Genomic DNA, 23,091 nt, shown 5'->3' on the forward strand with positions numbered 1-23,091 from the left:
GCCCCGATTTTCCGCGTTGCCGCAGCTACCGGCTGGCTTATTCGAGATTGATGTTGAGCTCGCCCGAATACCAGCGCGCCTGGTTGTCGTTGACCGGAGCGAACTCGCCGTTGCGCGAGCGCATGAACACCGTGTAGCCGACCAGCTGCTCGATCTGGCGGCAGCCGATATCGGATACGAGGATGCGCGAGAAGCTGCCATCCGCCTCGATCTTCACGGCATAGGGCACGGTGATATCGAAGTGCCTGGCCTGCTGGCCGGGAAACCTGCATTTGCGCGTGCTCAACGTATCTTCGACAAGCAGCGACAGCGCGGCATAATCGGTATGATCCACCCGGGACGCGAGCCGCGGGAATTTGCCCCATGGTGCCTTGCCCACATCGATGGTGATCTTGTCGCTATTGTCCTGCGCCATCGCGGGGGTCGCCAGGACCGCTAGAGCGGCCGCCAACACGATCTTCATATACCTCTCCCAACCGGCGGACTTTGATACCCAAGCCTAGCAAAGTTTCGTATCGCGGCAAGCACATGGCGCGCTGCCGGCGAGTATCGCGCCTGTCCTGTGCTGCGCGATACGCGTTTTCCACTGCCTTCTGGCATGATATCGTCCGCTAAGGAGGCATGGATGGGCATATTCGAACGTCTTTTCAGATCGAAATTCATGCCGGCCGATGGCGGCTATCTCTACCGTGTTCAGGAGGTGGACTATTGGTTTGATGCCGAACGCATCGAGCAATTCGTCGCCAAATGGCGCCAGCATTGGAACCCCATCGCGCTGGCAATGTATCTCCTGCTTGGTGTGGCGCTTCCCGCCTATCTCTACTTCCAGGAATATTGGGGAATGGCGTTCGTTATCGGCACGATCGCTGGAATCGTGATGGCGGTAAACCTCATCCACCCGCTCCGTGAGCCGGTGGAGGCGACACGGGACATGTTCGGATACGAGAAGCAACGGCCGTTCGTCGCGACCACCGGCGCGGATGTGATCATCGCCTTTGCTGGCTTCCTGGTGATCGTCGTAGGGGCATGGTTTCTTCAAAGGCCAGGCACACCCTGGTTCGATTCATCGAACATGTTGGTGATTTTTTGGGTGATTAATCTGGGATGCGCCTCGGGTCTGGAGTTTGTGCTTTGGTGGCGCGAGCGCCGCGGCACGGTATGGCCGCTCGCGGCCGGCGAGAAGTACCGTGTCCAACTGCGCGGATTCTATGTGGTCCTGCCGGTCCTCGCCATCATGGTCTGGCTGTCACCGGCCAGCGGTTGGCTGGATCGCGCCTTTCCATTGATGATGCTGGGCATCCTGATCGCGATCGACGTCTGGGGCTGGCTGAAGAAGCGGATCGAGAAACAAGCGGCGCCCTGATCCGCGCCAGCCTAGAGTATCTCCCGCACGCTCTCCGGTGGCCGCCCCATCCGCACGCCCTTTTCGGTCTCGACCAGCGGCCGCTCGATCAGGATCGGATCGGCGGCCATCGCCGCCAGGATCGCCGCGTCATCGGCGCCGGTCAGGCCCTTCGCGCCCGGTTCGCTTTTGCGCAGCACCTGCGCGGGCGAAAGCCCGCCCCGCGCGAACACGCGCGCCAGCTCGTCCGCGTCCGGCGGTGTCCTGAGATATTCGACGATCTCCACCTCGGCCCCGGCATCCTGCAGGATCGCCAGCGTCTCGCGCGATTTGGAGCAGCGCGGATTGTGCCAGATCCGGGCTTTCACGCCTCTGCCGCGTCCTGGCGCGCCAGCCACTCTTCCAGCCACTTGATCGTATAGTCGCCGCTCTGGAATTCGGGATCCTCGATCAGCGCCTGATGCAGTGGGATCGTCGTCTTCATTCCGTCGATCACGAATTCCTCCAGCGCGCGCCGCAGGCGCCGGATCGCGCCCTGGCGGGTCGTGCCATAGACGATCAGCTTGGCGATCATGCTGTCGTAATAGGGTGGCACCTTGTAGCCGGCATAGAGCCCGCTATCGACGCGGACGTTCATCCCGCCCGGCGCGTGATAGCCCTTCACCAGCCCCGGCGACGGCGCGAAGGTGCGCGGGTCTTCGGCGTTGATGCGGCATTCGATGGCATGGCCGCGGAAATGCACGTCTTCCTGCCGCAGCGTCAGGCCATGCCCCTCCGCGACGCGGATCTGCTCGCGGACGAGGTCGAGCCCAGTGATCGCCTCGGTCACCGGATGCTCGACCTGCAGGCGGGTGTTCATCTCGATGAAGTAGAATTCGCCGTCTTCCCACAGGAACTCGATCGTGCCCGCGCCGCGATAGCCCATATCGGCCATCGCCCTGGCGCAGATCCCGCCGATGCGGTCGCGCTCTTCGGGCTTGAGGACCGGGGAGGGGGCCTCTTCCAGCACCTTCTGGTGGCGGCGCTGGAGCGAGCAGTCGCGCTCGCCGAGATGGATGGCATTGCCCGCGCCATCGCCGAACACCTGGATTTCGATATGGCGCGGATTGCCGAGATATTTTTCGAGATAGACGGTGGCGTCGCCGAACGCCGCCTTGGCCTCGCTGCCCGCCTGCAGCATCTGCGCTTCGAGCTCGGCGGGGTTGGTCACGACCTTCATGCCGCGTCCGCCGCCGCCCGATGCGGCCTTGATGATCACCGGATAGCCGGCCTCCTCGGCGATCGCCTTGGCCTCTTCCACATCGCTGATCGCGCCGTCCGAGCCGGGGACCAGCGGCAGCCCCAGCGCGCCGGCGGTCCGCTTGGCCTGGATCTTGTCGCCCATGGTAACGATATGCTCGGGCTTGGGCCCGACGAAGATGATCCCGTGCGCCTCGACGATCTCGGCGAACTTGGCGTTCTCCGAGAGGAAGCCATAGCCCGGATGGATCGCGTCGGCGCCGCTGATCTCGGCGGCGGCGATGATCCGGGGAATGTTGAGATAGCTCTCGGCGGCCGCCGGCGGCCCGATGCAGATCGCCTCGTCGGCCAGCCGCACATGCATCGCGTCGCTGTCGGCGGTCGAATGCACCGCGACGGTCCTGATGCCCATCTCATGACAGGCGCGGTGGATGCGCAGCGCGATCTCGCCGCGATTGGCGATCAGGAGCTTCTTGATCTCCGGCATGCTACTCGACGACCACCAGCGGCTGGTCGAACTCGACCGGCTGGCCGTTCTCGACGAGCACCGCCTGCACCGTCCCACCGCTGGTGGCGTGGATCGGGTTCATCACCTTCATCGCCTCGATGATCAGCAGCGTGTCGCCCGCGGCGACCTTGTCGCCGACCTGGACGAAGTTCTTGGCTTCGGGATTGGGCGCCAGATACACGGTACCGACCATCGGCGACTTGACCGCGTTGAAGGAGGCCGGCGCGGCCTCGCTGGCGGGTGCGGTGGCGGCGGCCGCCGGAGCGGCCGCTGCGGCAGGCGCGGGCGCATAGGCCGGCGCCTGCATCATCGCCGGCGCGGCCTGCACGGTGCGTGCGACGCGCACCTTGCGATCGCCGTCCTCGACTTCGATTTCGGTGAGGTTGGTATCGTCCAGCACGGCGGCGAGCTGGCGCACGAGATCGATGTCTACGTGCATCGCCCCCGCCTTGTCGTTCTTTTCGGCCATTTGACTCTTCTTCCGATGAAAGCGCGCGCTCTGTCAGAGTCGCGCGGCGGCTTCAAGCGCAAGCATGTACGAAAGCGCGCCGAACCCTGAGATGGTTCCGCGCGCGGCACGACCAACAAAGCTCTCGTGGCGGAATTCCTCGCGCGTGAGCGGGTTGGAAAGATGGACCTCGATCACTGGCGTCCGAATCGACTTCATCGCGTCGTACAGCGCCAGGCTGGTATGGGTGAAAGCGCCGGCATTGAGCAGCACCGCCCTGGCGCCGCGCGCCTGCGCTTCGTGCAGCCAATCGACCAGATGCCCCTCGTGATTCGATTGGCGCATGTCGATGGTCAGATCGAGTTCGCGGGCGCGGTCTTCCAATTGCCCGGCGATGTCGTCCAGCGTGTCCGAACCATAGATTTCGGGCTCGCGCGTGCCCAGCAGATTGAGGTTGGGGCCGTTGAGGACGAAGATCGTATCGGTCACTGCGAATCTTTCGATCGGCGGGAAAACATGTGGCGGGCGTCCGTGCGCAATTGCCTACGCGCTGGTCTGGGATCCATCAACCGGGTGCGCCGAAGCCAGCCGCCTAGCAGCGCCGGCCCCACGATACATGCCGCGAACAACGCCACAAGGGCGGCAGTGGCAATCATGTTTTCCAGGCACAGCTCCTTTCGGGTGGCGCTATCGATTACGTCCCTATATCGCGATTTGCCATGAATACCATGCACACCGACGGCACCGTCTCGATCCGCGTCAATGGCGAGCACAAGCGCGTCGCCGCCGGGCTGACCATTGCGGGTCTTGCCGAGGAGCTGGGACTTGTTCCCGCCAAGCTCGCGGTGGAGCGCAATCTCGAAGTCGTGCCGCGCTCGACGCTCGATCGGGTGCTGGTCGAGGATGGCGACGAACTGGAGATCGTCCACTTCGTCGGCGGCGGCTGACGCACTTGGGCTCCTGCGAAAGCAGGAGCCCAGGATTATTTCGCGGGCCGCCGATTGCCTGGCCCTGGATTCCTGCTTCCGCGGGAACACGAGAAGAATGGACGCACCAATGAATATCGCTGCCCCCGTGACGATCGACGACACCTGGACCGTCGCCGGCAAGACCTTCCGCTCGCGGCTGATCGTCGGCACCGGCAAATACAAGGATTTCGAGCAGAACGCCGCCGCCGTCGCCGCATCGGGCGCCGAGATCGTCACCGTCGCCGTCCGCCGCGTCAATGTCAGCGATCCCAAGGCGCCGATGCTGACCGACTATATCGATCCGAAGAAGATCACCTATCTCCCCAACACCGCCGGCTGTTTCGATGCCGAAAGCGCGATCCGTACGCTGCGCCTCGCCCGCGAGGCCGGCGGCTGGGATCTGGTCAAGCTCGAAGTGCTGGGCGAGGCCCGCACCCTCTATCCCGACATGGTCGAGACCCTGCGCGCGACCGAAATCCTCGCCAAGGAAGGCTTCAAGCCGATGGTCTATTGCGTCGACGATCCCATCGCCGCCAGGCGGCTGGAGGATGCCGGGGCCGTCGCGATCATGCCGCTCGGCGCCCCGATCGGCTCCGGCCTCGGTATCCAGAACCGCGTCACGATCCGGCTCATCGTGGAGGGCGCCAAGGTCCCCGTGCTGGTCGATGCCGGCGTCGGCAGCGCCAGCGATGCGGCGGTGGCGATGGAGCTGGGCTGTGACGGCGTGCTGATGAACACTGCCATCGCCGAGGCGAAGGATCCGGTGATGATGGCGGCGGCGATGAAGGCGGCGGTGGAAGCGGGGCGCCTCAGCTACCGTGCCGGGCGGATGGGCAAGCGGATGTACGCCGATCCGAGCAGCCCGCTGGCGGGGCTGATCTAGCGAAGCGAACGCCGGTACACCTGCTGCCTCGTAGCACCTTGCGGACCGCGATCCGTTATCAGAGGCGCCGGCCCAGCTAGCGGCGCGCTCGTTGCGCTCGGCAGGCGCAATCGCTTCTTGATAATGATTCGCAAGAGCGTATAGCGATGCTGCAATGCAGCGTTCGACGATCCGCGCTTGGTACCTCGTCCACAAATGGACGAGTCTCGTCTGCACGATATTCCTGTTGATGCTGTGCGTTACCGGCCTGCCGCTGATCTTCCATGACGAGATCGATGCGCTGACCGGTGATGCTCCGGCTTACGCCGCGGATGCGCCTGCCTCGTCCCAGGGCGGGCTCCCGCTCGATACCATGCTGGCCAAGGCGCTCGCCGCGCGGCCGGGCGAGGTGCCACTGTTCATGGCGTTCGACAACGCGTCGCCGGTGCTGACGGTCACCACCGGCCCGGCGCCCGACGCCCCGGCTAGCGCGATGACGCTGCAGCTGTTCGATCGCTCGACCGGCACGACCACCGGCGCCGTCGATGAAAGCGGGGTGATGCATTTCATCCTCCAGCTGCATACCGATATGTTCCTGGGCCTGGGGGGAATGCTGTTCCTCGGTGCGATGGGTGTGCTGTTCGTCGTCGCGCTGGTATCCGGTACGGTTCTCTACGCCCCGTTCATGCGCAAGCTCGATTTCGGCACGCTACGTACCGGCCGCAGCAAGCGGGTGAAGTGGCTCGACTACCACAACCTGCTCGGCATCGTCGCGCTGATGTGGATGACCGTCGTCGGCGTGACCGGCGTGATCAATGCGCTTGCGACGCCGATCATCGGCATATGGCGAATGAGCGAGCTTGCCGACATGACCAGGAGCCATGCGGATCGCGAGCCGCTGCCGCCGTCCCGCTACGGCTCGCTCGACAAGGCGATGGCCGAGGCGCGCAAGGCGCTCCCCAATGCCAATCCGCAGTTCATCGCCTTCCCCGGCGGTTCCTATAGTAGCAAGCATCATTATGCGGTGTTCTTCCAGGGAAACAGCCCGATCACTGAGCGGCTGCTGACCCCCGCCTTGATCGATGCCGAGACCGGAACGCTCACCGATGTGCGGCCGATGCCCTGGTACACCCAGGCGCTCTCGCTTTCGCAGCCGCTGCATTTTGGCGACTATGGTGGGCTGGTGCTCAAGATCCTGTGGGCGATCCTCGACATCTTCACCCTCTATGTGCTCGGCACCGGCCTGTATCTGTGGCTGGGCAAGCGCCGCGCGCCGCTGGAGCGGCGCGTGCGCGAGGTCGAGACCGGCGGAGCCGCAGCGGCATGACCCGCTCGACCTTCGCGCTTCCGGCAATCCTCGCCGCCGCCACCCTGTTCGGGCTCGTCGTCGCACTCACCGGCGATGGCCTGCGCGACGCGCTGGCGTGCTTTGCCCTGTCGTTACCGGTTGCAGCCGTCGCCTGGGCGATGCGCGGCAAGCGCACCTGATTTCACATCGAAAGGCTTAATGATGTTTCGTCTCACTTTCCGTCTTGCCGCCACCGCCTCGGCGCTGGCGCTCGCCATGCCCGCGTTCGCTCAGGATGCTGAGCGCGTCGGTGGCGACGAAATCCTCGTCACCGCGCAGCGCGACAACCAGACCGAAGTGACGCCCGGCGGTAGCCTTGGCGCGCTGGGCGACAAGGCTGCCGAGGACGTGCCGTTCAGCATTAAGAGCTACAATGCGGCGCTGATCCTCAACCAGCAGCCGCAAACGCTGGGCCAGGTGCTCGAGAACGACCCCTCGATCCGCACGTCATACGGCTTCGGCAATGCCGCCGAGCAGTTCGTGGTTCGCGGTTTCACATTGTACGGCGACGATGTCGGACTGGACGGCCTGTACGGTATCGCCCCGCGCCAGCTGATCGCGCCCGAGCTCTATGAGAGCGTCCAGGTGCTCAACGGCGCCAGCGCCTTCCTCAATGGCGCCGCGCCCGGCGGCAGCGGCCTTGGCGGCAACGTCAATCTGATCCTCAAGCGCGCCGGCGCTCGCGACCTCAACCGCGCCACCGTCAACTACACGTCGAGCCAGCATTTTGGCGGTGCCTTCGATGTGTCGCGGCGCTTCGCCGATGGTGCCTGGGGCCTTCGCGTCAATGGCGCGTTCCGCTCGGGCGACATCTCGATCGACGATGAATTTCGCCAAACGGCGGTGATCGGCGGGGCGCTCGATTACCGGGGCGCCGATGTCCGCCTGTCGCTCGATCTCGCCTACCAGCGCGTCAGGGTCCGCAACCTGCGTCCCAAGGTCACCATCGGCACCGCGGTTATCCCGCGCGTCCCGGCCGCCGACCATAATTACGGTCAGGCGTTCAGCTATACCACGCTGCGCGACGTGTTCGGCGTGGTGAAGGGCGAATGGGATGTCGCCGACAATGCCATGCTTTACGCCTCTTACGGCGCGCGCGACGGCTCCGAGCGGGGCATCTATGACGGCATAACCGTGCTCGATGCGGTCACCGGTGCCGCCAATGGCAATGCGCTGTACGTGCCGCGCACCGACAATAACGAAGCCGCGACCGTCGGCATGCGTGTCAAGCTCGGCACCGGCATCACCCATGAGATCAATTTCGGCGGATCGTATAGCTGGCTGGTCAATCGCAACGCGTATGATTTCCTCTACGGTCCGGGCTTTGCGGGCTATGCGACCAATATCTACAACACGCCGGCCGTGGCGCTGCCGGCATCGACGCTGGTCGGCGGCAACCTCGCCGATCCGTATCCGATCTCGCGCACGCGCCTCGGCAGCATGTTCGTATCGGACACGGTCGGTTTCTTCGACGATCGCCTGCTCGTCACCGGCGGGCTTCGCCTCCAGAAGATCAAGGTGATCAGCTATTCGAGCGCGGGCGGCGCGCAAACCGGCGTGTACGATGAAAGCGCGGTCACGCCGGTGGTCGGCGTGGTCGTCAAGCCCGCTGCGGGCCTGTCGCTGTTCGCCAACCGGATCGAGGGCCTGGTCCAGGGCGATACCGCGCCGATCGACCCGCTGCTCAGCAATTCGGGCGAGGTGCTGGCGCCGTTCAAGACCGTGCAGTACGAAATCGGCGGCAAGCTCAATTTCGGCCGCTTCAACGCCAGCCTCGCGGCGTATCAGATCGATCGGCCCAGCGCCTATGCGGTGGCCGATCCCGCGCGTCCGGGCTTTTCGCGCTTCGGCACCAACGGCGTGCAACGCAATCGCGGCGTGGAGTTGAGCCTGGACGGCGAACTGACCAAGGGTCTGCGCGTGATTGCCGGCGCCTCGATCAACGATGCCAGGTTGCGCCGCTCCGCGGGTGGGGTGAACCAGGGCAACAAGGCGGTCGGCGTGCCGGACTATACCGCCAACGCCAATATCGAGTGGGATGTCGCCGATACCGGCTTCACGCTCACCGGCCGCGTCGTGCACACCGGCAGGCAGATGGTGAACATCGCCAACACGCTGGAAATCCCGGAATGGACCCGCTTCGATCTCGGCGCGCGCTACGTCGCGATTCTCGGCGCCACGCCGCTGACGCTGCGGGTCAATGTCGATAACGTCGCCAACCGGCGCTACTGGGCATCGGCGTTCGACGTTTTCAACGCGGCGCTGCTCCAGGGCGCGCCGCGCACGTTCAAGGCTTCGGCCTCGATCGATTTCTAAAAGGGGGATGGACGGGCCCGGTTCGCCGGGTCCGCCCATTTTTTCCCCGCACCAGCCGTGGCTCGGCGGCCCAGCGCGCGATCCTGTTGCCATGTAGGATTTCGCCTGTTTCGCGCGTCCCCGCGACGCGCTGCGCCGCCGCTTTCTGACTCGTCCGGTCCCTTCCTGAAGCGCTTGCGAGATCGCGAGGTCTCCCGCCCGCTGTTATTTCAGGCTGGATGGGGCAAGCGAGAAGCCCATGGTCAGTGCGAACATTGGGGAACATTCGCGCCTGCTGCGCCGATCACAGGGGCGCGGTCGCGCCCCTCACTGGCCCCCGCGCTCAATGCCCCCGCCGCACGAACCACACGCTGCGCCCGCCGACATGATGATCGTCGGGCACGAAGTCGATCTCCATCAGCCCATGTTCCTCGAACAGCGCCCGATATTCGAACGGCGCCAGGCTGGCATGGTAGATATCCTCATCGAATTGCGTGCCGATCGCCTCGCCGCGCGCCGGGCCGGTGTTGAACAGCATCGCGCCGCCCGGCTCCAGCCAGTTCGCCATCCTGGCGATCATCGCCGCCTGGTCGTCGTGTCCCAGGTGAAACAGGCTGTCCCACGCCAATATCCCCTCGAAGCGGCGGCTCATCACCGCCTTGCGCATATCGGTATGCAGCCAGATGTGCCGCGGGAAGCGGGTGCGCGAGAGCGCGATCATCTTGGCCGAGACGTCGACGCCGGTGATGTGATAGCCCCTGTCGACCATATAGCGACCCACCGGCTCGCCCGCGCCGCAGCCGAGATCGAGGATATGGCCGCCCTTCGCCACCCCGAGCAGGAAGCGGTCGAGCCAGAAGCGCTCGACGAAGTTGCGCCGCCGCGCCGCGTCGAACGCGTGCGCGTGGCGCTCATAATGTTCCGCAATCCGGTCGGGCATCATGTGGAACCCCCGCCGCGCATAAAGTGTTGAAGCTGGACGAGAATGGCCGGCGCCCCCTGCGCCGGGATCGTGCCAGGAGTTTGAAAATCATGGGTGAACTCACCGACAAGATCAAGGGCAACGTCAACGAGATGGTCGGCAAGGCCAAGCAGGCGATGGCCGGCGATGCCGACGATCCCCAGCGCACCCATGCCGACGACAAGCTCGCTGCCGAGGGCAAGGCCCAGGAACTCAAGGGCAAGGGCGAGCAGTTCATCGGCAAGGTCAAGGGCGCGCTCGGCGACGACATCTGATTGAGCCGGCGCCGGCCCCCTCCCGAACAAGCTGTGCCGGCAACGCAGAAAGAGGCCGTTTCCCATTGGCGAAGCGGCCTTTTTCTCATCCTGCCGCATGACTCCACCGCGGCACCGCAGCATATTTGACTCATGCGGCATAGAGGCGGACATCGCACCCACGCCGACTCAGTCCGGGGGGACGCAATGTTTCATTCCCAGCTTGCTTATTCCGACGATGCCGTATTGCCGTTCGGGCAGGACGAAATCGCGCAGGTGGATCTCGGCAAGCTCGGCCCGACGCTCAAGCGCGCCCGCGAAGCCCGCCGCCTGACGCTCGAGGATGTGGCCGCCACCACCCGCATCAGCCTGCGCTACCTCACCGCGATCGAGAATTCGCGTTTCGACGCGTTCGTCGGCACGGTCTATGCGCTCGGTTTCGTCCGCGCCTATGCGCGGATGGTCGGCATGTCCGAGACCTGGGCCGCCGACACCCTCCGCGCCGAGGCCGGCTGGCGCTAACCTCCCCGAATGCCGGTGACCGTAAGTCCCGGCGTGATGAACTCGACATCGGTCTTGAGGTGCAGCAGCCGCACGCCGCCCGCCGCCAGCGCCCGGTCGAGCGCGTGGGCGAACTGCTCGGTCGCATCCACCGTCTCGGCCCAGGCGCCATAGGCGCGGGCGAGCGCGGCGAAGTCGGGATTACGCAGCGTCGTGCCGCTGAGCCGCGCCGGATATTCGCGCTCCTGATGCATGCGAATCGTGCCGTAAACACCATTGTCGATGACCAGCACGAGGATGTCGGCATGGTGCTGGATCGCGGTGGCGAGTTCCTGGCCGTTCATCATGAAATCGCCATCGCCCGCCAGCGCCACTACCGGACGGTCGGGCGCGCGCAGCTTGCCGGCGATCGCCGCGGGCACGCCATAGCCCATCGCGCCGGCGGTCGGCGCCAGCTGCGAGGGCTGCGCGGCATAATGCCAGTAGCGGTGCCACCACGACGAGAAATTGCCAGCGCCGTTGCAGATGATCGCGTCCGGTATCCGCTCCCGCATCGCCGCGACGCACTGGCCGAGATCGAGCGCCACGCCCTCGCGCGGCTTGGGGCTCGACCAGTCGAGCCATTCGGCGTGCGCGGCGGCGCCGTCGAAGGTCGGCAGCTCGGGCTCCTCCGCCGCCACCGATACCGCGAATTCGAACGGCCGCGCGCAGATCGGCAGGTCGGCCAGATAGACGCGGTTGAGCTCGTTGGGATCGGGATGAACGTGGATGATCGTCTGGCCCGGATGATCGGGGGTGATCAGCGTGTAGCCATCGGTCGTCGCCTCGCCGAGCCGCGCACCGACCACCAGCAGCACGTCGGCGTCCTTGATCCGCTGGACCAGCCTGGGGTTCGGCCCATAGCCGAGATTGCCGGCCCAGACCGGCGAGCTGTTGGGGATCGCGTCCTGCCGCCGGAATGCGCCCGCCACCGGCAACCCGATCCGCTCGGCGAACTTGGCGAAGTCCGCGCCGCTATCCTCGTCCCAGCCGGCACCGCCGACGATGGCGATCGGGTTCTTGGCGCTGCCGAGGATCTCGAACATCTGATCGAGGTCATAGGCATCGGGCGCCTGCAGGGCAGGAGCCAGTTCCGGCCGGTCCACCGCCTCGACGACATCGCACAGCATGTCCTCGGGCAGTGCCACCACCACCGGTCCCGGCCGGCCCGACATGGCCACGTTCCACGCCCGCGCGACATATTCCGGAATGCGCCGCGCGTCCTCGATCCGCGTCGCCCATTTCGCGATCGGCGAGAAGAACGCGGTGAAATCGACTTCCTGGAATCCTTCGCGGTCGCGCATGCCGCGATCGACGTCGCCGATGAACAGGATCATCGGCTGCGAATCCTGCATCGCGACGTGGACGCCGATCGAGGCGTTGGTCGCGCCCGGCCCACGCGTCACGAAGGCCACGCCCGGCCGCTGCGTCATCGCCCCGTCGGCGCAGGCCATGAAGCCGACCCCGCCTTCCTGCCGGCAGGTCACCACGTCGATCGCCGGCACGTCGTGCAGCGCGTCGAGCACGGCGAGGAAGCTCTCGCCCGGCACATGGAAGATACGGTCGCAGCCCTGCGCGACCAGATTGTCGACGAGGATCCGGCCCCCGGTTCGTTTCGCGGTCATGCCGTGTCTCTAGACCGGACAAGGCTCCTCACGTAACCCCTGCAACCATGCTGATCATTGGCAATCATGTCTCGCCCTATGCACGCAAGACATTGGTCGCGCTCGCACTCAAGGGCGTGGCGCATGAAATCGATCCGATCGTGCCCTTCTACGGCACCGGCGAATTCACAAGGGTCAGCCCGCTCCGGCGGATCCCGGTGCTGATCGACAAGGATCTGGTGCTCAACGATTCGACGGTGATCTGCGAATATCTCGACGAAGCCTATCCCGAACCGCCGCTGATGCCGAAGAGCCCCGCCGATCGCGCCCGCGCGCGCTGGCTTGAGGAATATGCCGACAGCCGTTTGGGCGACCTGATCATCTGGCGGTTATTCTACCGCAAGGTCGTCGCGCCGCGCGTGTTCAAGGTCGAGCCGGACGCCGCCGCGCTGGCCGAAGTCACCGATCGCCTGCTGCCCGAAGCGCTCGACTGGATCGAGGCGCAGGCGCCTGCGGACGATTTTCTTTTCAGCCATTTGTGCATCGCCGACATCACTTACGCGTCTTTCTTTCGTAATGCCCTGCTGGCAGGCTGGACGATCGATCCCGCTCGCTGGCCGCGCACCGCCGCATGGATGCGGCGGGTCGAAGCTGTGCCCGCCTTCGCCGACTCGATCCGCATGGAGCAGGTGATCGTCAACGTCCGCGGACCCCAGCGCGCCGAGGCGATGCGCGCCGCCGGCGCCAATGTATCGCAGCGCAGCTATGGCGGCGCCACGCCCGCCGCCAGCATCATGCTCGACCAGAGTTGAATACCTATTCAGGTTGCCTTGACCGCCAGGCGCGCGGGAGACTATCGCGCGGCCAACCCACGGAGAATCGGCATATGAAGAAGCTCTATCCCAACGCAGAAGCAGCGCTGGAAGGGCTGCTGTTCGACGGCATGACGATTTGCGCCGGGGGCTTTGGCCTGTGTGGCATCCCCGAGCGGCTGATCGATGCGATCGAGGCCAATGGCGTCAGGAACCTGACCATCGCCAGCAACAATGCCGGGATCGACGGGCAGGGGCTCGGCAAGCTGCTGCGCACCCGTCAGGTCAAGAAGATGATCTCGTCCTATGTCGGCGAGAACAAGGAATTCGAGCGCCAGTATCTGTCGGGCGAGCTTGAGGTCGAGTTCTGCCCGCAGGGCACGCTCGCAGAGCGCTGCCGCGCCGGCGGCGCCGGCATCCCCGGCTTCTACACCAAGACCGGTGTCGGCACCCAGGTGGCCGAGGGCAAGGAGGTCAAGACCTTCGACGGGCAGGACTATATCCTCGAGCGCGGCATCCGCAGCGACCTGTCGATCATCAAGGGCTGGAAGGCCGATGAAAGCGGCAACCTGATCTTCCGGAAGACCGCGCGCAACTTCAACCAGCCGATGGCGACCGCGGGCAAGATCTGCGTCGCCGAGGTCGAGGAAGTGGTACCCGTCGGCAGCATCGATCCCGATCACATCCATCTGCCCGGCATCTATGTGAAGCGGATGATCGTCGGCGCGCCCTATGACAAGAAGATCGAATTCCGCACCGTCCGCGAACGGGCGGCGGCATGAGCATCCGTCCCGCGCTCGCGGCCCTGATGGCCGGGTCGGTCCTGCTCTCCGGCTGCGTCGTCGCCGCATTGCCGGTGATCGCCGCGGCCGGCATCGGCAAGAATGCGATGGACGGGCAGGACGGCAAGAAGCGCAAAGCGTCGAAAAGGGCCCGGCAGCAGGCGGCGCCCAAGCCCGGCCAGGTGATCCGCACCGAAAACGGCACGGCGGTCATAACCGGCCTTACCGCGCTCCCGCCCCCCAGTGGTGCCGCCCCGGCGACCGCGAAGCCGGCGGTCGTTCCGCCCGAGATGCAATATCTCTATGGTTCGGGTGAAGGCTCGGCGATCAGTCTGCAAGCGTATCGGGGCCTGTGGAACTTCCTCCACAACGAGATCGGCTATCGCCGCGACAAGAGCCAGATCAGTTCGGTGGTGCTGTCGCGCGGCTCGACGCTGACCTCGCCCAAATTCGATCTGTGCGGCAAGCGCAAGCTGGCGGTGGTGCTCGATGTCGATGAGACCGCGCTGCTCAATCTCGGCTTCGAATATGACGCGGCGGCCAAGCCCGCGCCATACGACCAGAGCAAATGGTCGCGCTGGGAACAGACCGGTGCCGGCAAGGTGGTCGCCGTGCCCGGCGCGGCCGACACGCTGGCGGCGGCGCGCAACGAAGGCATCACCGTGATCTTCAACTCGAACCGCTCGACCAGTAGCGCCGCGCAGACCGCCGCCGCGATCGAGGCGGCCGGGCTGGGGCCGGCAGTGCTCGGCGATACGCTGTGGCTGCGCGACGATGGCGCCCCCAGCGGCAAGGACGAACGGCGCTGGAAGATTTCCGAGACCTATTGCGTCGTAGCGATGGTCGGCGATCAGCTTGGCGATTTCAGCGACCTGTTCAACACCGGTGAATACAGTCCAGCTATGCGCCGCAACATGACCAGCGAGAGCCTGCTCGCCACCTTGTGGGGCGCCGGCTGGTTCGTGCTGCCCAACCCGGTCTACGGCTCGGCGCTGCATGGCGGGCTCGACGAGGTGTTTCCCAAGGACAAGCAATGGGCCGATCCGGCCGAGGAGAAAAAGTAATGCCCTGGACCCGCGACGAGATGGCCGCCCGTGCGGCCAAGGAACTCGAGGACGGCTATTACGTCAATCTCGGCATCGGCATCCCGACACTTGTGGCGAACCACATTCCCCCGGGCGTGGAGGTCACGCTCCAGTCGGAAAACGGGATGCTCGGCATCGGCCCGTTCCCCTATGACGACGAGGTCGATCCCGACCTGATCAACGCCGGCAAGCAGACGATCAGCGAGCTGCCGCAATCGGCCTATTTCGGTTCCGAGCAGAGCTTCGCGATGATCCGCGGCGGCCATATCGACCTGACCGTGCTCGGCGCGATGGAGATCAGCGAGACCGGCGATATCGCCAACTGGATGATCCCCGGCAAGATGATCAAGGGCATGGGCGGGGCGATGGATCTCGTCGCCGGCGTCAAGAAGATCATCGTCGTGATGGAGCATACCAGCAAGAACGGCGATCCCAAGTTCATCGCCGAATGCTCGCTGCCGCTGACCGGCAAGAACGTCGTCGACATGATCATCACCGATCTCGCGGTGTTCCAACGCCCCGATCATGACAGCCCGTTCAAACTGATCGAGATCGCTCCGGGCGTAACCGCAGAAGAAGTGGCGGCGAAGACGACGGCGAAGTACGTCAGCTGATGTGGCGTAAGGCCGGGCTCGCCGCACTGGCGATCGTGGCGGGGCTCGGGATCATGGTTGCATTCACCTCGCCGCCGGCTTTGCTCTCGTTGCTCGACGGGGTGATGGGCGGCGGATCGGGCGCGATCCGCACCGCCAGCGCGGTGCCGTTCGGCACGCACGGTCAGACGCTCGACGTATGGCGCCCGGCGGGCGCTGCGGTGCCCAACCGCCCGGTAGTGATCTTCTGGTATGGCGGCGGCTGGGTGAAGGGCGACCGCCGCGCCTATAGCTTCGCGGCCCGGGCATTGGCGCGCGAAGGCTTTGTCGTCGTGGTGCCCGATTACCGCAAGGTGCCGACGGTACGCTTTCCCGCCTTCCTTCAGGACGGCGCCGAGGCGGTCAAATGGACCCACGATCATGTCGCCGAATTCGGCGGCGACCCGGCCAGGATCGCGGTTATGGGGCATTCGGCTGGTGCCTACACCGCGGCGATGCTGGCGCTCGACCGGCGCTGGCTCGAAGCCGAGGGTGTGGATCCGGGGACCGTCAAGGCGGCGGTCGGCCTGTCTGGTCCCTATGATTTCTTCCCCTTCACCTCGAAGCGCGCGATCGATGCGTTTCAGGGCGCCGCCGATCCGCAAATGACCCAGCCGCTGCATTTCGCGCGGCATGATGCGCCGCCGATGCTGTTGATCACTTCCACCACCGACGACACGGTTCGCCCCAGGAACGCGATCAATCTCGACGCCAGGCTCAGGGCATTGGGCGCGCCGGTGGAACTCAAAAACTATCCCGGGCTCAGCCATGAGGAGGTCGTAATGGCGCTTTCGGTGCCGTTCCGCGGCAAGGGGCCGACGCTGGCCGACAGCGTGGAATTCCTGAAACGCAGCTTGCGTTGACTCAGTATCCACGAAGGCGCAGCCTCCGTAAATGTTAGCCGCCTTCCGCCGCCGGTATCTCGACCTTCTCGGTTCGATCTACATCTATAACGAACATCGCGGCTATACGAGCATCGACCGCGTGCTCGAAGCCGTGAAGGCGCGCGAGCCGGGCAACACCCAGCTCATCGCCGATATCGAGAAGCACCGCGCCGACGAGCGCAAGCACTATGTCATGTTCAAGCGCTGGTTCGAGCTGCAGGGCAAGATGCCGCTCCAGGTCGATCGCACCTGCGGACATATCGATCGCTTCGTCGAGATCGTCTTTCGCCGCACTATCGACGAGCTCGATACCAACAAGATCATTGCCGAGGATGACGGGTTCGAGAAGTTGTGCCGCGTCATCTCGCTCACCGAGCAGCGCGGCATGAAGCAGGTCGAGATTCTGCTCAAGCACCCGCTGGTCCGGGACGACAAGACGCTGATCAAGATCTTCAAGATCATCGAGAAGGACGAGCCGAGCCACTGGGCGCCCTATGATGGCTGGCTAAAAGCCAATGGAAAGCGCGATCCCAAATGGTGGGAGCGGGCGATCGACACCTTCATCCATTCCGAGCTGCTGTTCCTCAAGCTGCCGGCGCTGTTCCTCAATCCGTGGGTCAAGCGGCGCACCGATTGGCAGGACGAGCACGATCCCGTGCCGCTGGTCGCCCAAGCCGCCTGAGCCTCTGCCGCCGGACCCTCTTCCGCCGGCCCCTTCGTCGCATCCTCGTCGCGAACGAAGCGACTGTCGTTTCGCTGCCGATATGTGCAGATTTCGCCAAAGGGAGGGCGGAACATGCGGAAATGGATTGTGCGCGGCCTGATCGGGCTGGCCGGCTTCATCGTGCTCGCGCTGGTTGTAACCTATGCGGGATCCGAGATGGTGATCCGCAAGGGCTATGCCGCGGCATTGCCGCGGATCGCCGCAGACCGCACGCCCGATGGGATCGCCGAAGGCGCCCGGCTCGCCGCCGCGCTGGGTTGCCGCGGCTGTCACGGCCCTGACGGCAACGGCCGGGTGATCGTCGACATTCCCGGCGTGATCCATGTCGCGCCGCCGGCGCTGGCACCGATCGTGGCCAACTATTCCGATCCCGAACTGGCGCGGCTGATCCGTCATGGCATCAAGCGGGGCGGCGGTGGCGCGTTCATCATGCCGGTGCAGGGGCACAACGGTGTCGCCGATGAGGACCTCGCCCGGATCATCGGCTGGCTGCGCTCGCTCAGGCCCTCCGCCGCCGACAGCAAGGATACGCTGCGCTTCGGGCCGGTCGGGCGCTTCGCGGTTCTGACCGGCGGCATCGTACCCGAGGTGCTCGAAACCACGCGCGCACCGGCCAAGCGCCCCGCGGACAAGGGCGCCTACATTGTCGATACGGTCTGCGCCGGCTGCCACTCGCTGCGCGAGGAGCGCAAGGCGCATGACGATGGCCGCCCGGTTCCGGCGCTGGCGGTGATCGGGCCGGCATATGACCTGCCTGCACTCCGGAAGCTGCTGAGTACCGGCGTCGGCATGTCGAACCGCGATCTCGGGCTGATGAAGCAGGTCGGCAAGGACGATCTTTCGCATCTGACCGCCGATGAGGTCGAGGCGGTCCATAGCTATCTGATGGCCGAAGCCACCAAGCAATAGCCCAGCTTCACGACTTTAAATTGCTTGGTGGCTTGCGGGAGCGCAAGATTCGATTAGAGGCAGGCACATCATGGCCAGCCGTCCCCTCACGCTCTACGAAAAGATCTGGGCCGATCACGTCGTCGAACGCCGCGATGACGGGACGTGCCTGATCTATATCGATCGCCACCTCGTTCATGAGGTCACCAGCCCGCAGGCCTTTGCCGGGCTGCGCGCCGAGGGCCGCAGTGTCCGCCGCCCCGATCTGACGCTGGCGGTGCCCGATCATAACCTGCCGACCACCGCGCGCGTCGATGCGGCGGGCAATCCGCTGCCGATCAAGGATCCCGAAAGCGCCAACCAGTTGGCGACGCTCCGCCAGAACGTCGCCGAATTCGGAGTGCCCTATATCGACGCGCTCGATGCCCGGCAGGGTATCGTCCACGTCATCGGCCCCGAACAGGGCTTCACGCTGCCCGGGACCACCCTGGTCTGCGGCGACAGCCACACCTCCGCACATGGCGCGCTGGGCGCGCTGGCGTTCGGCATCGGCACCTCCGAGGTCGAGCATGTCCTCGCCACCCAGACGCTGCTGCTCCAGCAATCCAGGACGATGGAGATCCGTGTCGATGGAGCGCTCGGCTTCGGCGTCAGCCCCAAGGACGTCGCCCTCGCCATCATCGGCAAGATCGGCGCCGCGGGCGGCACCGGCTATGTCATCGAGTTCACCGGCGACGTGATCCGCGCCATGTCGGTCGAGGGGCGGTTGACCGTATCGAACATGTCGATCGAGGGCGGTGCGCGTTCGGGGCTGATCGCGCCCGACGAGACGACCTTCGCCTATCTCAAGGGCCGGCCGATGGCGCCCGCCGGCGAGGCTTGGGACAAGGCGGTCGCCTATTGGCGCACGCTGCCCAGCGACGCGGGTGCGAACTACGACAAGACAGTCACCCTGCACGCCAGCGATATCGCGCCGTCGCTCACCTGGGGCACCAGCCCCGAGGACGTCGTGCCGATCACCGGCAGCATCCCCGATCCCGAGAGTTTCGCCGACCCGAGCAAGCGCGTCGCCGCGCAGAAGTCGCTCGATTATATGGGGCTCAGCGCGGGCACGCGGATGCAGGACATCGGCATCGAACACGTCTTTATCGGTAGTTGCACCAACAGCCGCATCGAAGACCTTCGCGCCGCCGCCGCGGTGGTCAACGGGCGCCATGTCGCGACCAGCGTTCGCCAGGCGCTAATCGTGCCGGGGTCCGGACTGGTCAAGCGCCAGGCCGAGGAGGAGGGGCTCGACAAGGTCTTTATTTCGGCCGGATTCGAGTGGCGTGAGCCTGGCTGTTCGATGTGTCTCGCAATGAACCCCGATAAAGTACCAAGCGGCGAACGTTGTGCTTCCACCTCGAATCGAAATTTCGTAGGAAGACAGGGTCCGGGTGCACGGACCCACCTGCTATCCCCCGCAATGGCGGCGGCTGCGGCGGTCACGGGGCGCCTTACCGATGTCAGGGAGCTGATGCCGGCGGATGCGTGAGGGGGTGTCACATGAAGCGTGCGTTGATCGTGCTTATCGCCGGAACTGTGCTCAGCGGCCTCGCCGCGGCCTATGCGGGCACGCTGCCCGCGCCGAAGACCGCCGCCGTCCGCTAACAAGCGGAGGCATTGATGCGCTAACGGGCTTCCGCCCAGCGTGGAGGTCTGTGTCATGCAGCCTGTGAAGCAGGTCGAAGGGCGTGCCTATCCCTGGGGCGCCAAGAATATCGACACCGACATCATCATCCCCGCGCATTGGCTCAAGACCACCACGCGCGAGGGGCTGGGTAAGGGCGCGTTTGAGACCGTCCGCGCGGTGGAGGGCAATGTCTTCGACGATCCGCGCTACGCGGGCAGTCCGGTGCTGATCGCCGGCGATAATTTCGGCTGCGGTTCCAGCCGCGAGCATGCCGCCTGGGCGCTGGCGGACATGGGCGTGAAGGCGGTGATCGCGCCGAGCTTCAGCGACATCTTCTCGGGCAACGCCTTCAAGAACGGCATCGTCCCCGTCGTGCTGCCGCAGGAAGCGGTAGACCGGCTCGTCGAGGTCGCCAGGACCGACGAGATCACCGTCGATCTCGAGACGATGACCGTCACCACCCCGTTTCAGGACCGCTTCCCCTTCGAGCTCGATCCGTTCCGCCGCCAATGCCTGCTCGAAGGGCTGGACGAGATCGGCCTGACGCTGGCAAGGGATACCGCGATTTCGAAATACGAATCCGGTGCCGCCGAAGCGCGTCCCTGGGTCAGTGTGGGAGCGGGAAATGAAGGCGTTGCTGTCTAAGGCCGTTGGCGGACCGGATACTCTAAGTCTCGACGAACTGCCCGATCCCGTCGCCGGTCAGGGCCAGGTCGTGGTCGCGGTAAAGGCCTGTGCGATCAATTTCCCCGATGTGCTGATCATCGAGGATAAATATCAGTTCAAGCCGCAACGCCCCTTCGCGCCGGGCGGCGAGATCGCCGGGGTGATCGAGAGCGTGGGCGAGGGCGTCACCGGCTGGGCGGTCGGTGATCGCGTCATCGCCGTCCCCGGCAATGGCGGGCTGGCCGAGAAGATGGCGCTCAGCCCGGCGCAACTGTTCCGCCTGCCCGAAGGCCGCAGCTTCGAGGACGGTTCGGCGCTGCTGCTGACCTATGCGACGACGATCCACGCGCTGCTCGACCGCGGCAAGCTCAGGGAAGGCCAGACCCTGCTCGTCCTCGGCGCCGCCGGCGGCGTCGGTCTCGCCGCGATCGAATTGGGCAAGGCATTCGGCGCGCGCGTGGTCGCGGCGGTATCGTCGGAAGAGAAGGCGGCAGCCGCCAAAGCCGCGGGTGCCGACGCAACCCTCGTCTATGGCCGCGCTCCGTTCGACAAGGACGCCAGCAAGGCGCTTGCCGAGCAGTTCAAGGCGGCGGTCGGCCCGAAGGGCGCCGATGTGATCTACGATCCGGTGGGGGGCGATTACGCCGAACCGGCGCTCCGCGCGATCGCCTGGGAGGGCCGCTACCTCGTCGTTGGCTTCCCCGCCGGCATTCCCAAACTGCCGCTCAACCTCACCCTGCTCAAGAGCTGCGACGTCTGCGGCGTGTTCTGGGGCGCCTTCGCCGCGCGCGATCCGCAGGCCAACCAGGCGCATGTCGATCGCCTGTTCCGGCTGTGGAGCGAAGGCAAGATCGCCCCCAGGGTCACCGAGACTTTCGCGCTCGCCGATGGCGGCAAGGCCATCGCCAAGCTCGGTGCGCGCGACGTGATCGGCAAGGTCGTCGTGCGAGTGGGTGCGTAAGGCTGGACACGCTCTACAGCTTCCGCCGCTGCCCCTATGCGATGCGCGCGCGCATGGCGCTGCTGGTGCGCCGCAAGCCGTTCGAAATCCGCGAGATCGTGCTCCGCGACAAGCCGGCGGAGATGCTCGCCGCCTCGCCCAAGGCCACTGTGCCGGTGCTGGTACTGACGGACGGCGCGGTCATCGAAGAGAGCATCGACATCATGCGCTGGGCGCTGGCCGACCACGATCCCGAAGACTGGCTGGCAGGCGACGATCCGGCGCTGATCGCGCTGTTCGACGACCGCTTCAAACACCATCTCGACCGCTACAAATATGCCGAGCGCCACAATACCAACCCCGCCGAGCATCGCGCCGCTGGCCTCGCCATGCTGCGAACGCTCGAAGCGCGATTGACAGCACATGCCAATCTCTGCCGGGATGCGCGCGGGCTCACCGACATCGCGCTCTTCCCCTTTGTCCGCCAGTTCGCCGCGGTCGATCCGTCCTGGTTCGACGCCCAGTCCATCCCGCGCGTGCGCCGATGGCTGGCGGGGCATATCGGCTCGCCGCTGTTCGAACAGGCATTCGCGCGCCTGAAACCGTGGAAGAAAGGCGATACGCCCATTCACTGGCCCGCCTGATGGTTGCCACGGCTCACCCGCTTACCTATCTCCGCTCAAACAGCATTTGAGGGAGCAGGCATGACCACGTTCGACGATCGCGAAAAGGCATTCGAGGCGAAGTACGCGCGCGACGAGGACATGGCTTTCCGCGTCACCGCTCGCCGCAACCGGCTGGTTGGGCAATGGGCGGCGGCCAAGATGGGTCTCACCCCCGAAGAGACCGACGCTTATGCCAAGGCGGTGGTTCAGGCCGATTTCGAGGAAGCCGGCGACGAGGACGTTATCCGCAAGGTCCTGGGCGATTTGCTCGGCGCCGGGGTCGAGACCGATGACGCCACGGTGCGCCAGGCGCTGCACGACCAGACCGTCGAGGCCCGCCGCCAGCTGATGGAAGCCAAATAACATGCCGATGGCCGCTTCCGAGATCGAGGAGCTGATCCGCGCTGGCATCCCCGATGCCAATGTCGAGATCACCGATCTTGCCGGTGATGGCGATCATTATGCGGCGCGCGTGGTGGCGCCGATGTTCCGGGGGATGCCGCGCGTGCGGCAGCACCAGGCGGTTTATGCGGCGCTGGGCGACCGGATGGGCGGAGTGCTCCACGCGCTCCAGCTCACCACCGCAGCGCCAGTCGAGGAGTGAATGCCGTGAGCGACGATGTACAGGACCGCCTGAAGGCTTTGGTCGAAAGCAATGAAGTCGTGCTGTTCATGAAGGGCAGCCCGCTGTTCCCGCAATGCGGTTTCTCCAGCCGCGCGGTGGCGATCCTCAATCATCTTGAGACCGAGTTCGAAAGCGTGGACGTGCTGCAGGATCAAGGCATCCGCCAGGGGATCAAGGAATTCTCCGATTGGCCGACGATCCCGCAGCTCTACGTGAAGGGCGAATTCGTCGGCGGATCGGACATCATGATGGAGATGTACGAAAGCGGCGAACTGGCCGAGCTGGTAGGGAAGTAAGGCCCTTGGCGCTCCTGCGAAAGCAGGAGCCCAGGGTAGTAAGTGCAACGC

27 protein-coding genes and 2 pseudogenes are annotated in these 23,091 nt (G+C 65.3%); 22 read left to right on the top strand and 7 right to left on the bottom strand.

Features of this window, described 5'->3' with window-relative positions; genetic code table 11:
- Positions 1-37 precede the first annotated feature (37 nt).
- On the bottom strand, positions 38-463 hold the full coding sequence (locus KF730_RS05250; RefSeq protein ID WP_294092706.1) for a hypothetical protein: 426 nt from the start codon (positions 461-463) through the stop codon (positions 38-40).
- A 162-nt stretch (positions 464-625) separates the two neighbouring features.
- Here KF730_RS05250 and KF730_RS05255 point away from each other — a divergent pair, with 162 nt between their 5' ends.
- Positions 626-1,363, top strand: a complete 738-nt coding sequence (locus KF730_RS05255; protein ID WP_294092707.1) for a hypothetical protein — start codon at positions 626-628, stop codon at positions 1,361-1,363.
- An 11-nt stretch (positions 1,364-1,374) separates the two neighbouring features.
- On the opposite strand, the gene arsC is transcribed toward KF730_RS05255, so the two are convergent.
- The 4 genes from arsC to aroQ are packed head-to-tail and all read right to left on the bottom strand — an operon-like array spanning position 1,375 to position 4,026.
- Positions 1,375-1,710: an arsenate reductase (glutaredoxin) gene (gene arsC / locus KF730_RS05260; protein WP_294092708.1), complete on the bottom strand. Its 336-nt coding sequence runs from the start codon at positions 1,708-1,710 to the stop codon at positions 1,375-1,377.
- The gene (accC, locus tag KF730_RS05265) at positions 1,707-3,068 is read right to left on the bottom strand and encodes an acetyl-CoA carboxylase biotin carboxylase subunit (protein ID WP_294092710.1); all 1,362 of its coding nucleotides are present in this window, start codon (positions 3,066-3,068) and stop codon (positions 1,707-1,709) included. Before accC ends, arsC begins: the two co-directional genes overlap by 4 nt.
- A 1-nt stretch (position 3,069) precedes the next feature.
- Positions 3,070-3,558, bottom strand: coding sequence for an acetyl-CoA carboxylase biotin carboxyl carrier protein (gene accB / locus KF730_RS05270; RefSeq protein ID WP_294092711.1), 489 nt, complete (start codon positions 3,556-3,558; stop codon positions 3,070-3,072).
- 33 nt (positions 3,559-3,591) lie between these two features.
- Positions 3,592-4,026 (bottom strand): type II 3-dehydroquinate dehydratase, encoded by a 435-nt coding sequence (aroQ, locus tag KF730_RS05275; RefSeq protein WP_294092713.1) that lies wholly within the window; start codon positions 4,024-4,026, stop codon positions 3,592-3,594.
- Between the two features lie 239 nt (positions 4,027-4,265).
- Here aroQ and thiS point away from each other — a divergent pair.
- The 5 genes and pseudogenes from thiS to KF730_RS05300 form a co-directional block, all read left to right on the top strand.
- Positions 4,266-4,481 (top strand): annotated as a pseudogene (thiS, locus tag KF730_RS05280) (sulfur carrier protein ThiS); the annotation flags it as partial.
- Positions 4,482-4,620: 139 nt separating this feature from the next.
- Positions 4,621-5,388: pseudogene (locus KF730_RS05285) on the top strand (thiazole synthase); the annotation flags it as partial.
- Between the two features lie 154 nt (positions 5,389-5,542).
- Positions 5,543-6,694 (top strand): PepSY domain-containing protein, encoded by a 1,152-nt coding sequence (locus KF730_RS05290; RefSeq protein WP_294092715.1) that lies wholly within the window; start codon positions 5,543-5,545, stop codon positions 6,692-6,694.
- Complete coding sequence (locus tag KF730_RS05295; RefSeq protein WP_294092716.1) at positions 6,691-6,855, top strand: hypothetical protein; 165 nt, start codon at positions 6,691-6,693, stop codon at positions 6,853-6,855. Before KF730_RS05290 ends, KF730_RS05295 begins: the two co-directional genes overlap by 4 nt.
- 22 nt (positions 6,856-6,877) lie before the next feature.
- Complete coding sequence (locus KF730_RS05300) at positions 6,878-9,031, top strand: TonB-dependent receptor (RefSeq protein ID WP_294092717.1); 2,154 nt, start codon at positions 6,878-6,880, stop codon at positions 9,029-9,031.
- A gap of 322 nt (positions 9,032-9,353) precedes the next feature.
- Here KF730_RS05300 and KF730_RS05305 read toward each other — a convergent pair whose 3' ends face one another.
- Positions 9,354-9,950 (bottom strand): class I SAM-dependent methyltransferase, encoded by a 597-nt coding sequence (locus tag KF730_RS05305; RefSeq protein WP_294092718.1) that lies wholly within the window; start codon positions 9,948-9,950, stop codon positions 9,354-9,356.
- 92 nt (positions 9,951-10,042) lie between these two features.
- On the opposite strand from KF730_RS05305, the gene KF730_RS05310 reads away from it, so the two are divergent.
- Both KF730_RS05310 and KF730_RS05315 read left to right on the top strand, forming a co-directional pair.
- Positions 10,043-10,246, top strand: coding sequence for a CsbD family protein (locus KF730_RS05310; RefSeq protein ID WP_294092719.1), 204 nt, complete (start codon positions 10,043-10,045; stop codon positions 10,244-10,246).
- A gap of 186 nt (positions 10,247-10,432) precedes the next feature.
- Entirely contained in the window at positions 10,433-10,747 is a 315-nt protein-coding gene (locus KF730_RS05315) for a helix-turn-helix domain-containing protein (RefSeq protein WP_294092720.1), read from the top strand.
- Here the strand turns inward: KF730_RS05315 and KF730_RS05320 are convergent.
- Positions 10,744-12,390 carry a thiamine pyrophosphate-binding protein gene (locus KF730_RS05320; protein WP_294092721.1) on the bottom strand — a complete coding sequence of 549 codons (1,647 nt, stop codon included), beginning with the start codon at positions 12,388-12,390 and terminating at the stop codon, positions 10,744-10,746. The two genes, KF730_RS05315 and KF730_RS05320, sit on opposite strands and share 4 nt — an antisense overlap.
- A 47-nt stretch (positions 12,391-12,437) precedes the next feature.
- On the opposite strand from KF730_RS05320, the gene KF730_RS05325 reads away from it, so the two are divergent.
- The 14 genes from KF730_RS05325 to grxD all read left to right on the top strand — a co-directional run bounded on the left by KF730_RS05325 (position 12,438) and on the right by grxD (position 23,040).
- Positions 12,438-13,181 carry a glutathione S-transferase family protein gene (locus tag KF730_RS05325; RefSeq protein ID WP_294092722.1) on the top strand — a complete coding sequence of 248 codons (744 nt, stop codon included), beginning with the start codon at positions 12,438-12,440 and terminating at the stop codon, positions 13,179-13,181.
- Positions 13,182-13,255: 74 nt separating this feature from the next.
- The gene (locus KF730_RS05330) at positions 13,256-13,963 is read left to right on the top strand and encodes a CoA transferase subunit A (protein WP_294092723.1); all 708 of its coding nucleotides are present in this window, start codon (positions 13,256-13,258) and stop codon (positions 13,961-13,963) included.
- Positions 13,960-15,027 (top strand): HAD family acid phosphatase, encoded by a 1,068-nt coding sequence (locus KF730_RS05335; RefSeq protein ID WP_294092724.1) that lies wholly within the window; start codon positions 13,960-13,962, stop codon positions 15,025-15,027. Before KF730_RS05330 ends, KF730_RS05335 begins: the two co-directional genes overlap by 4 nt.
- Positions 15,027-15,662: a CoA transferase subunit B gene (locus KF730_RS05340; protein ID WP_294092725.1), complete on the top strand. Its 636-nt coding sequence runs from the start codon at positions 15,027-15,029 to the stop codon at positions 15,660-15,662. The genes KF730_RS05335 and KF730_RS05340 overlap by 1 nt, the downstream gene beginning before the upstream one ends.
- Positions 15,662-16,543: an alpha/beta hydrolase gene (locus KF730_RS05345; RefSeq protein ID WP_294092727.1), complete on the top strand. Its 882-nt coding sequence runs from the start codon at positions 15,662-15,664 to the stop codon at positions 16,541-16,543. The genes KF730_RS05340 and KF730_RS05345 overlap by 1 nt, the downstream gene beginning before the upstream one ends.
- Before the next feature lie 31 nt (positions 16,544-16,574).
- A complete protein-coding gene (locus KF730_RS05350) occupies positions 16,575-17,246 on the top strand; it encodes a ferritin-like domain-containing protein (RefSeq protein ID WP_294092728.1) in 672 nt (223 codons plus the stop codon).
- Positions 17,247-17,360: 114 nt separating this feature from the next.
- Entirely contained in the window at positions 17,361-18,197 is an 837-nt protein-coding gene (locus KF730_RS05355; protein ID WP_294092729.1) for a c-type cytochrome, read from the top strand.
- Between the two features lie 70 nt (positions 18,198-18,267).
- Complete coding sequence (leuC, locus tag KF730_RS05360) at positions 18,268-19,710, top strand: 3-isopropylmalate dehydratase large subunit (protein ID WP_294092731.1); 1,443 nt, start codon at positions 18,268-18,270, stop codon at positions 19,708-19,710.
- A 171-nt stretch (positions 19,711-19,881) separates the two neighbouring features.
- Positions 19,882-20,493: a 3-isopropylmalate dehydratase small subunit gene (gene leuD / locus KF730_RS05365; protein ID WP_294092732.1), complete on the top strand. Its 612-nt coding sequence runs from the start codon at positions 19,882-19,884 to the stop codon at positions 20,491-20,493.
- Entirely contained in the window at positions 20,474-21,475 is a 1,002-nt protein-coding gene (locus tag KF730_RS05370) for an NADPH:quinone oxidoreductase family protein (RefSeq protein WP_294092734.1), read from the top strand. The genes leuD and KF730_RS05370 overlap by 20 nt, the downstream gene beginning before the upstream one ends.
- A 2-nt stretch (positions 21,476-21,477) precedes the next feature.
- A complete protein-coding gene (locus tag KF730_RS05375; protein WP_294095737.1) occupies positions 21,478-22,098 on the top strand; it encodes a glutathione S-transferase in 621 nt (206 codons plus the stop codon).
- Positions 22,099-22,158: 60 nt separating this feature from the next.
- On the top strand, positions 22,159-22,482 hold the full coding sequence (locus KF730_RS05380) for a DUF1476 domain-containing protein (protein WP_294092735.1): 324 nt from the start codon (positions 22,159-22,161) through the stop codon (positions 22,480-22,482).
- A 1-nt stretch (position 22,483) separates the two neighbouring features.
- A complete protein-coding gene (locus tag KF730_RS05385) occupies positions 22,484-22,723 on the top strand; it encodes a BolA family transcriptional regulator (protein WP_294092736.1) in 240 nt (79 codons plus the stop codon).
- A 5-nt stretch (positions 22,724-22,728) separates the two neighbouring features.
- Positions 22,729-23,040, top strand: coding sequence for a Grx4 family monothiol glutaredoxin (grxD, locus tag KF730_RS05390; protein WP_294092737.1), 312 nt, complete (start codon positions 22,729-22,731; stop codon positions 23,038-23,040).
- Positions 23,041-23,091 lie beyond the last annotated feature (51 nt).

The organism is Sphingomonas sp., from assembly GCF_019635515.1.
Taxonomy (GTDB): domain Bacteria; phylum Pseudomonadota; class Alphaproteobacteria; order Sphingomonadales; family Sphingomonadaceae; genus Sphingomonas.

Bases quoted from the DNA above. Each gene is read 5' to 3' on its own strand.
- KF730_RS05250 (WP_294092706.1), bottom strand. From the start codon at position 463: ATGAAGATCGTGTTGGCGGCCGCTCTAGCGGTCCTGGCGACCCCCGCG.
- KF730_RS05340 (WP_294092725.1), top strand. From the start codon at position 15,027: ATGCCCTGGACCCGCGACGAGATGGCCGCCCGTGCGGCCAAGGAACTC.
- accC (WP_294092710.1), bottom strand. From the start codon at position 3,068: ATGCCGGAGATCAAGAAGCTCCTGATCGCCAATCGCGGCGAGATCGCG.
- KF730_RS05330 (WP_294092723.1), top strand. From the start codon at position 13,256: ATGAAGAAGCTCTATCCCAACGCAGAAGCAGCGCTGGAAGGGCTGCTG.
- KF730_RS05355 (WP_294092729.1), top strand. From the start codon at position 17,361: ATGCGGAAATGGATTGTGCGCGGCCTGATCGGGCTGGCCGGCTTCATC.
- KF730_RS05310 (WP_294092719.1), top strand. From the start codon at position 10,043: ATGGGTGAACTCACCGACAAGATCAAGGGCAACGTCAACGAGATGGTC.
- KF730_RS05335 (WP_294092724.1), top strand. From the start codon at position 13,960: ATGAGCATCCGTCCCGCGCTCGCGGCCCTGATGGCCGGGTCGGTCCTG.
- KF730_RS05350 (WP_294092728.1), top strand. From the start codon at position 16,575: ATGTTAGCCGCCTTCCGCCGCCGGTATCTCGACCTTCTCGGTTCGATC.
- KF730_RS05385 (WP_294092736.1), top strand. From the start codon at position 22,484: ATGCCGATGGCCGCTTCCGAGATCGAGGAGCTGATCCGCGCTGGCATC.
- leuD (WP_294092732.1), top strand. From the start codon at position 19,882: ATGCAGCCTGTGAAGCAGGTCGAAGGGCGTGCCTATCCCTGGGGCGCC.
- leuC (WP_294092731.1), top strand. From the start codon at position 18,268: ATGGCCAGCCGTCCCCTCACGCTCTACGAAAAGATCTGGGCCGATCAC.
- KF730_RS05290 (WP_294092715.1), top strand. From the start codon at position 5,543: ATGCAGCGTTCGACGATCCGCGCTTGGTACCTCGTCCACAAATGGACG.
- KF730_RS05345 (WP_294092727.1), top strand. From the start codon at position 15,662: ATGTGGCGTAAGGCCGGGCTCGCCGCACTGGCGATCGTGGCGGGGCTC.
- KF730_RS05320 (WP_294092721.1), bottom strand. From the start codon at position 12,390: ATGACCGCGAAACGAACCGGGGGCCGGATCCTCGTCGACAATCTGGTC.
- KF730_RS05315 (WP_294092720.1), top strand. From the start codon at position 10,433: ATGTTTCATTCCCAGCTTGCTTATTCCGACGATGCCGTATTGCCGTTC.
- KF730_RS05295 (WP_294092716.1), top strand. From the start codon at position 6,691: ATGACCCGCTCGACCTTCGCGCTTCCGGCAATCCTCGCCGCCGCCACC.
- KF730_RS05305 (WP_294092718.1), bottom strand. From the start codon at position 9,950: ATGCCCGACCGGATTGCGGAACATTATGAGCGCCACGCGCACGCGTTC.
- KF730_RS05370 (WP_294092734.1), top strand. From the start codon at position 20,474: ATGAAGGCGTTGCTGTCTAAGGCCGTTGGCGGACCGGATACTCTAAGT.
- KF730_RS05255 (WP_294092707.1), top strand. From the start codon at position 626: ATGGGCATATTCGAACGTCTTTTCAGATCGAAATTCATGCCGGCCGAT.
- KF730_RS05380 (WP_294092735.1), top strand. From the start codon at position 22,159: ATGACCACGTTCGACGATCGCGAAAAGGCATTCGAGGCGAAGTACGCG.
- KF730_RS05300 (WP_294092717.1), top strand. From the start codon at position 6,878: ATGTTTCGTCTCACTTTCCGTCTTGCCGCCACCGCCTCGGCGCTGGCG.
- accB (WP_294092711.1), bottom strand. From the start codon at position 3,558: ATGGCCGAAAAGAACGACAAGGCGGGGGCGATGCACGTAGACATCGAT.
- KF730_RS05325 (WP_294092722.1), top strand. From the start codon at position 12,438: ATGCTGATCATTGGCAATCATGTCTCGCCCTATGCACGCAAGACATTG.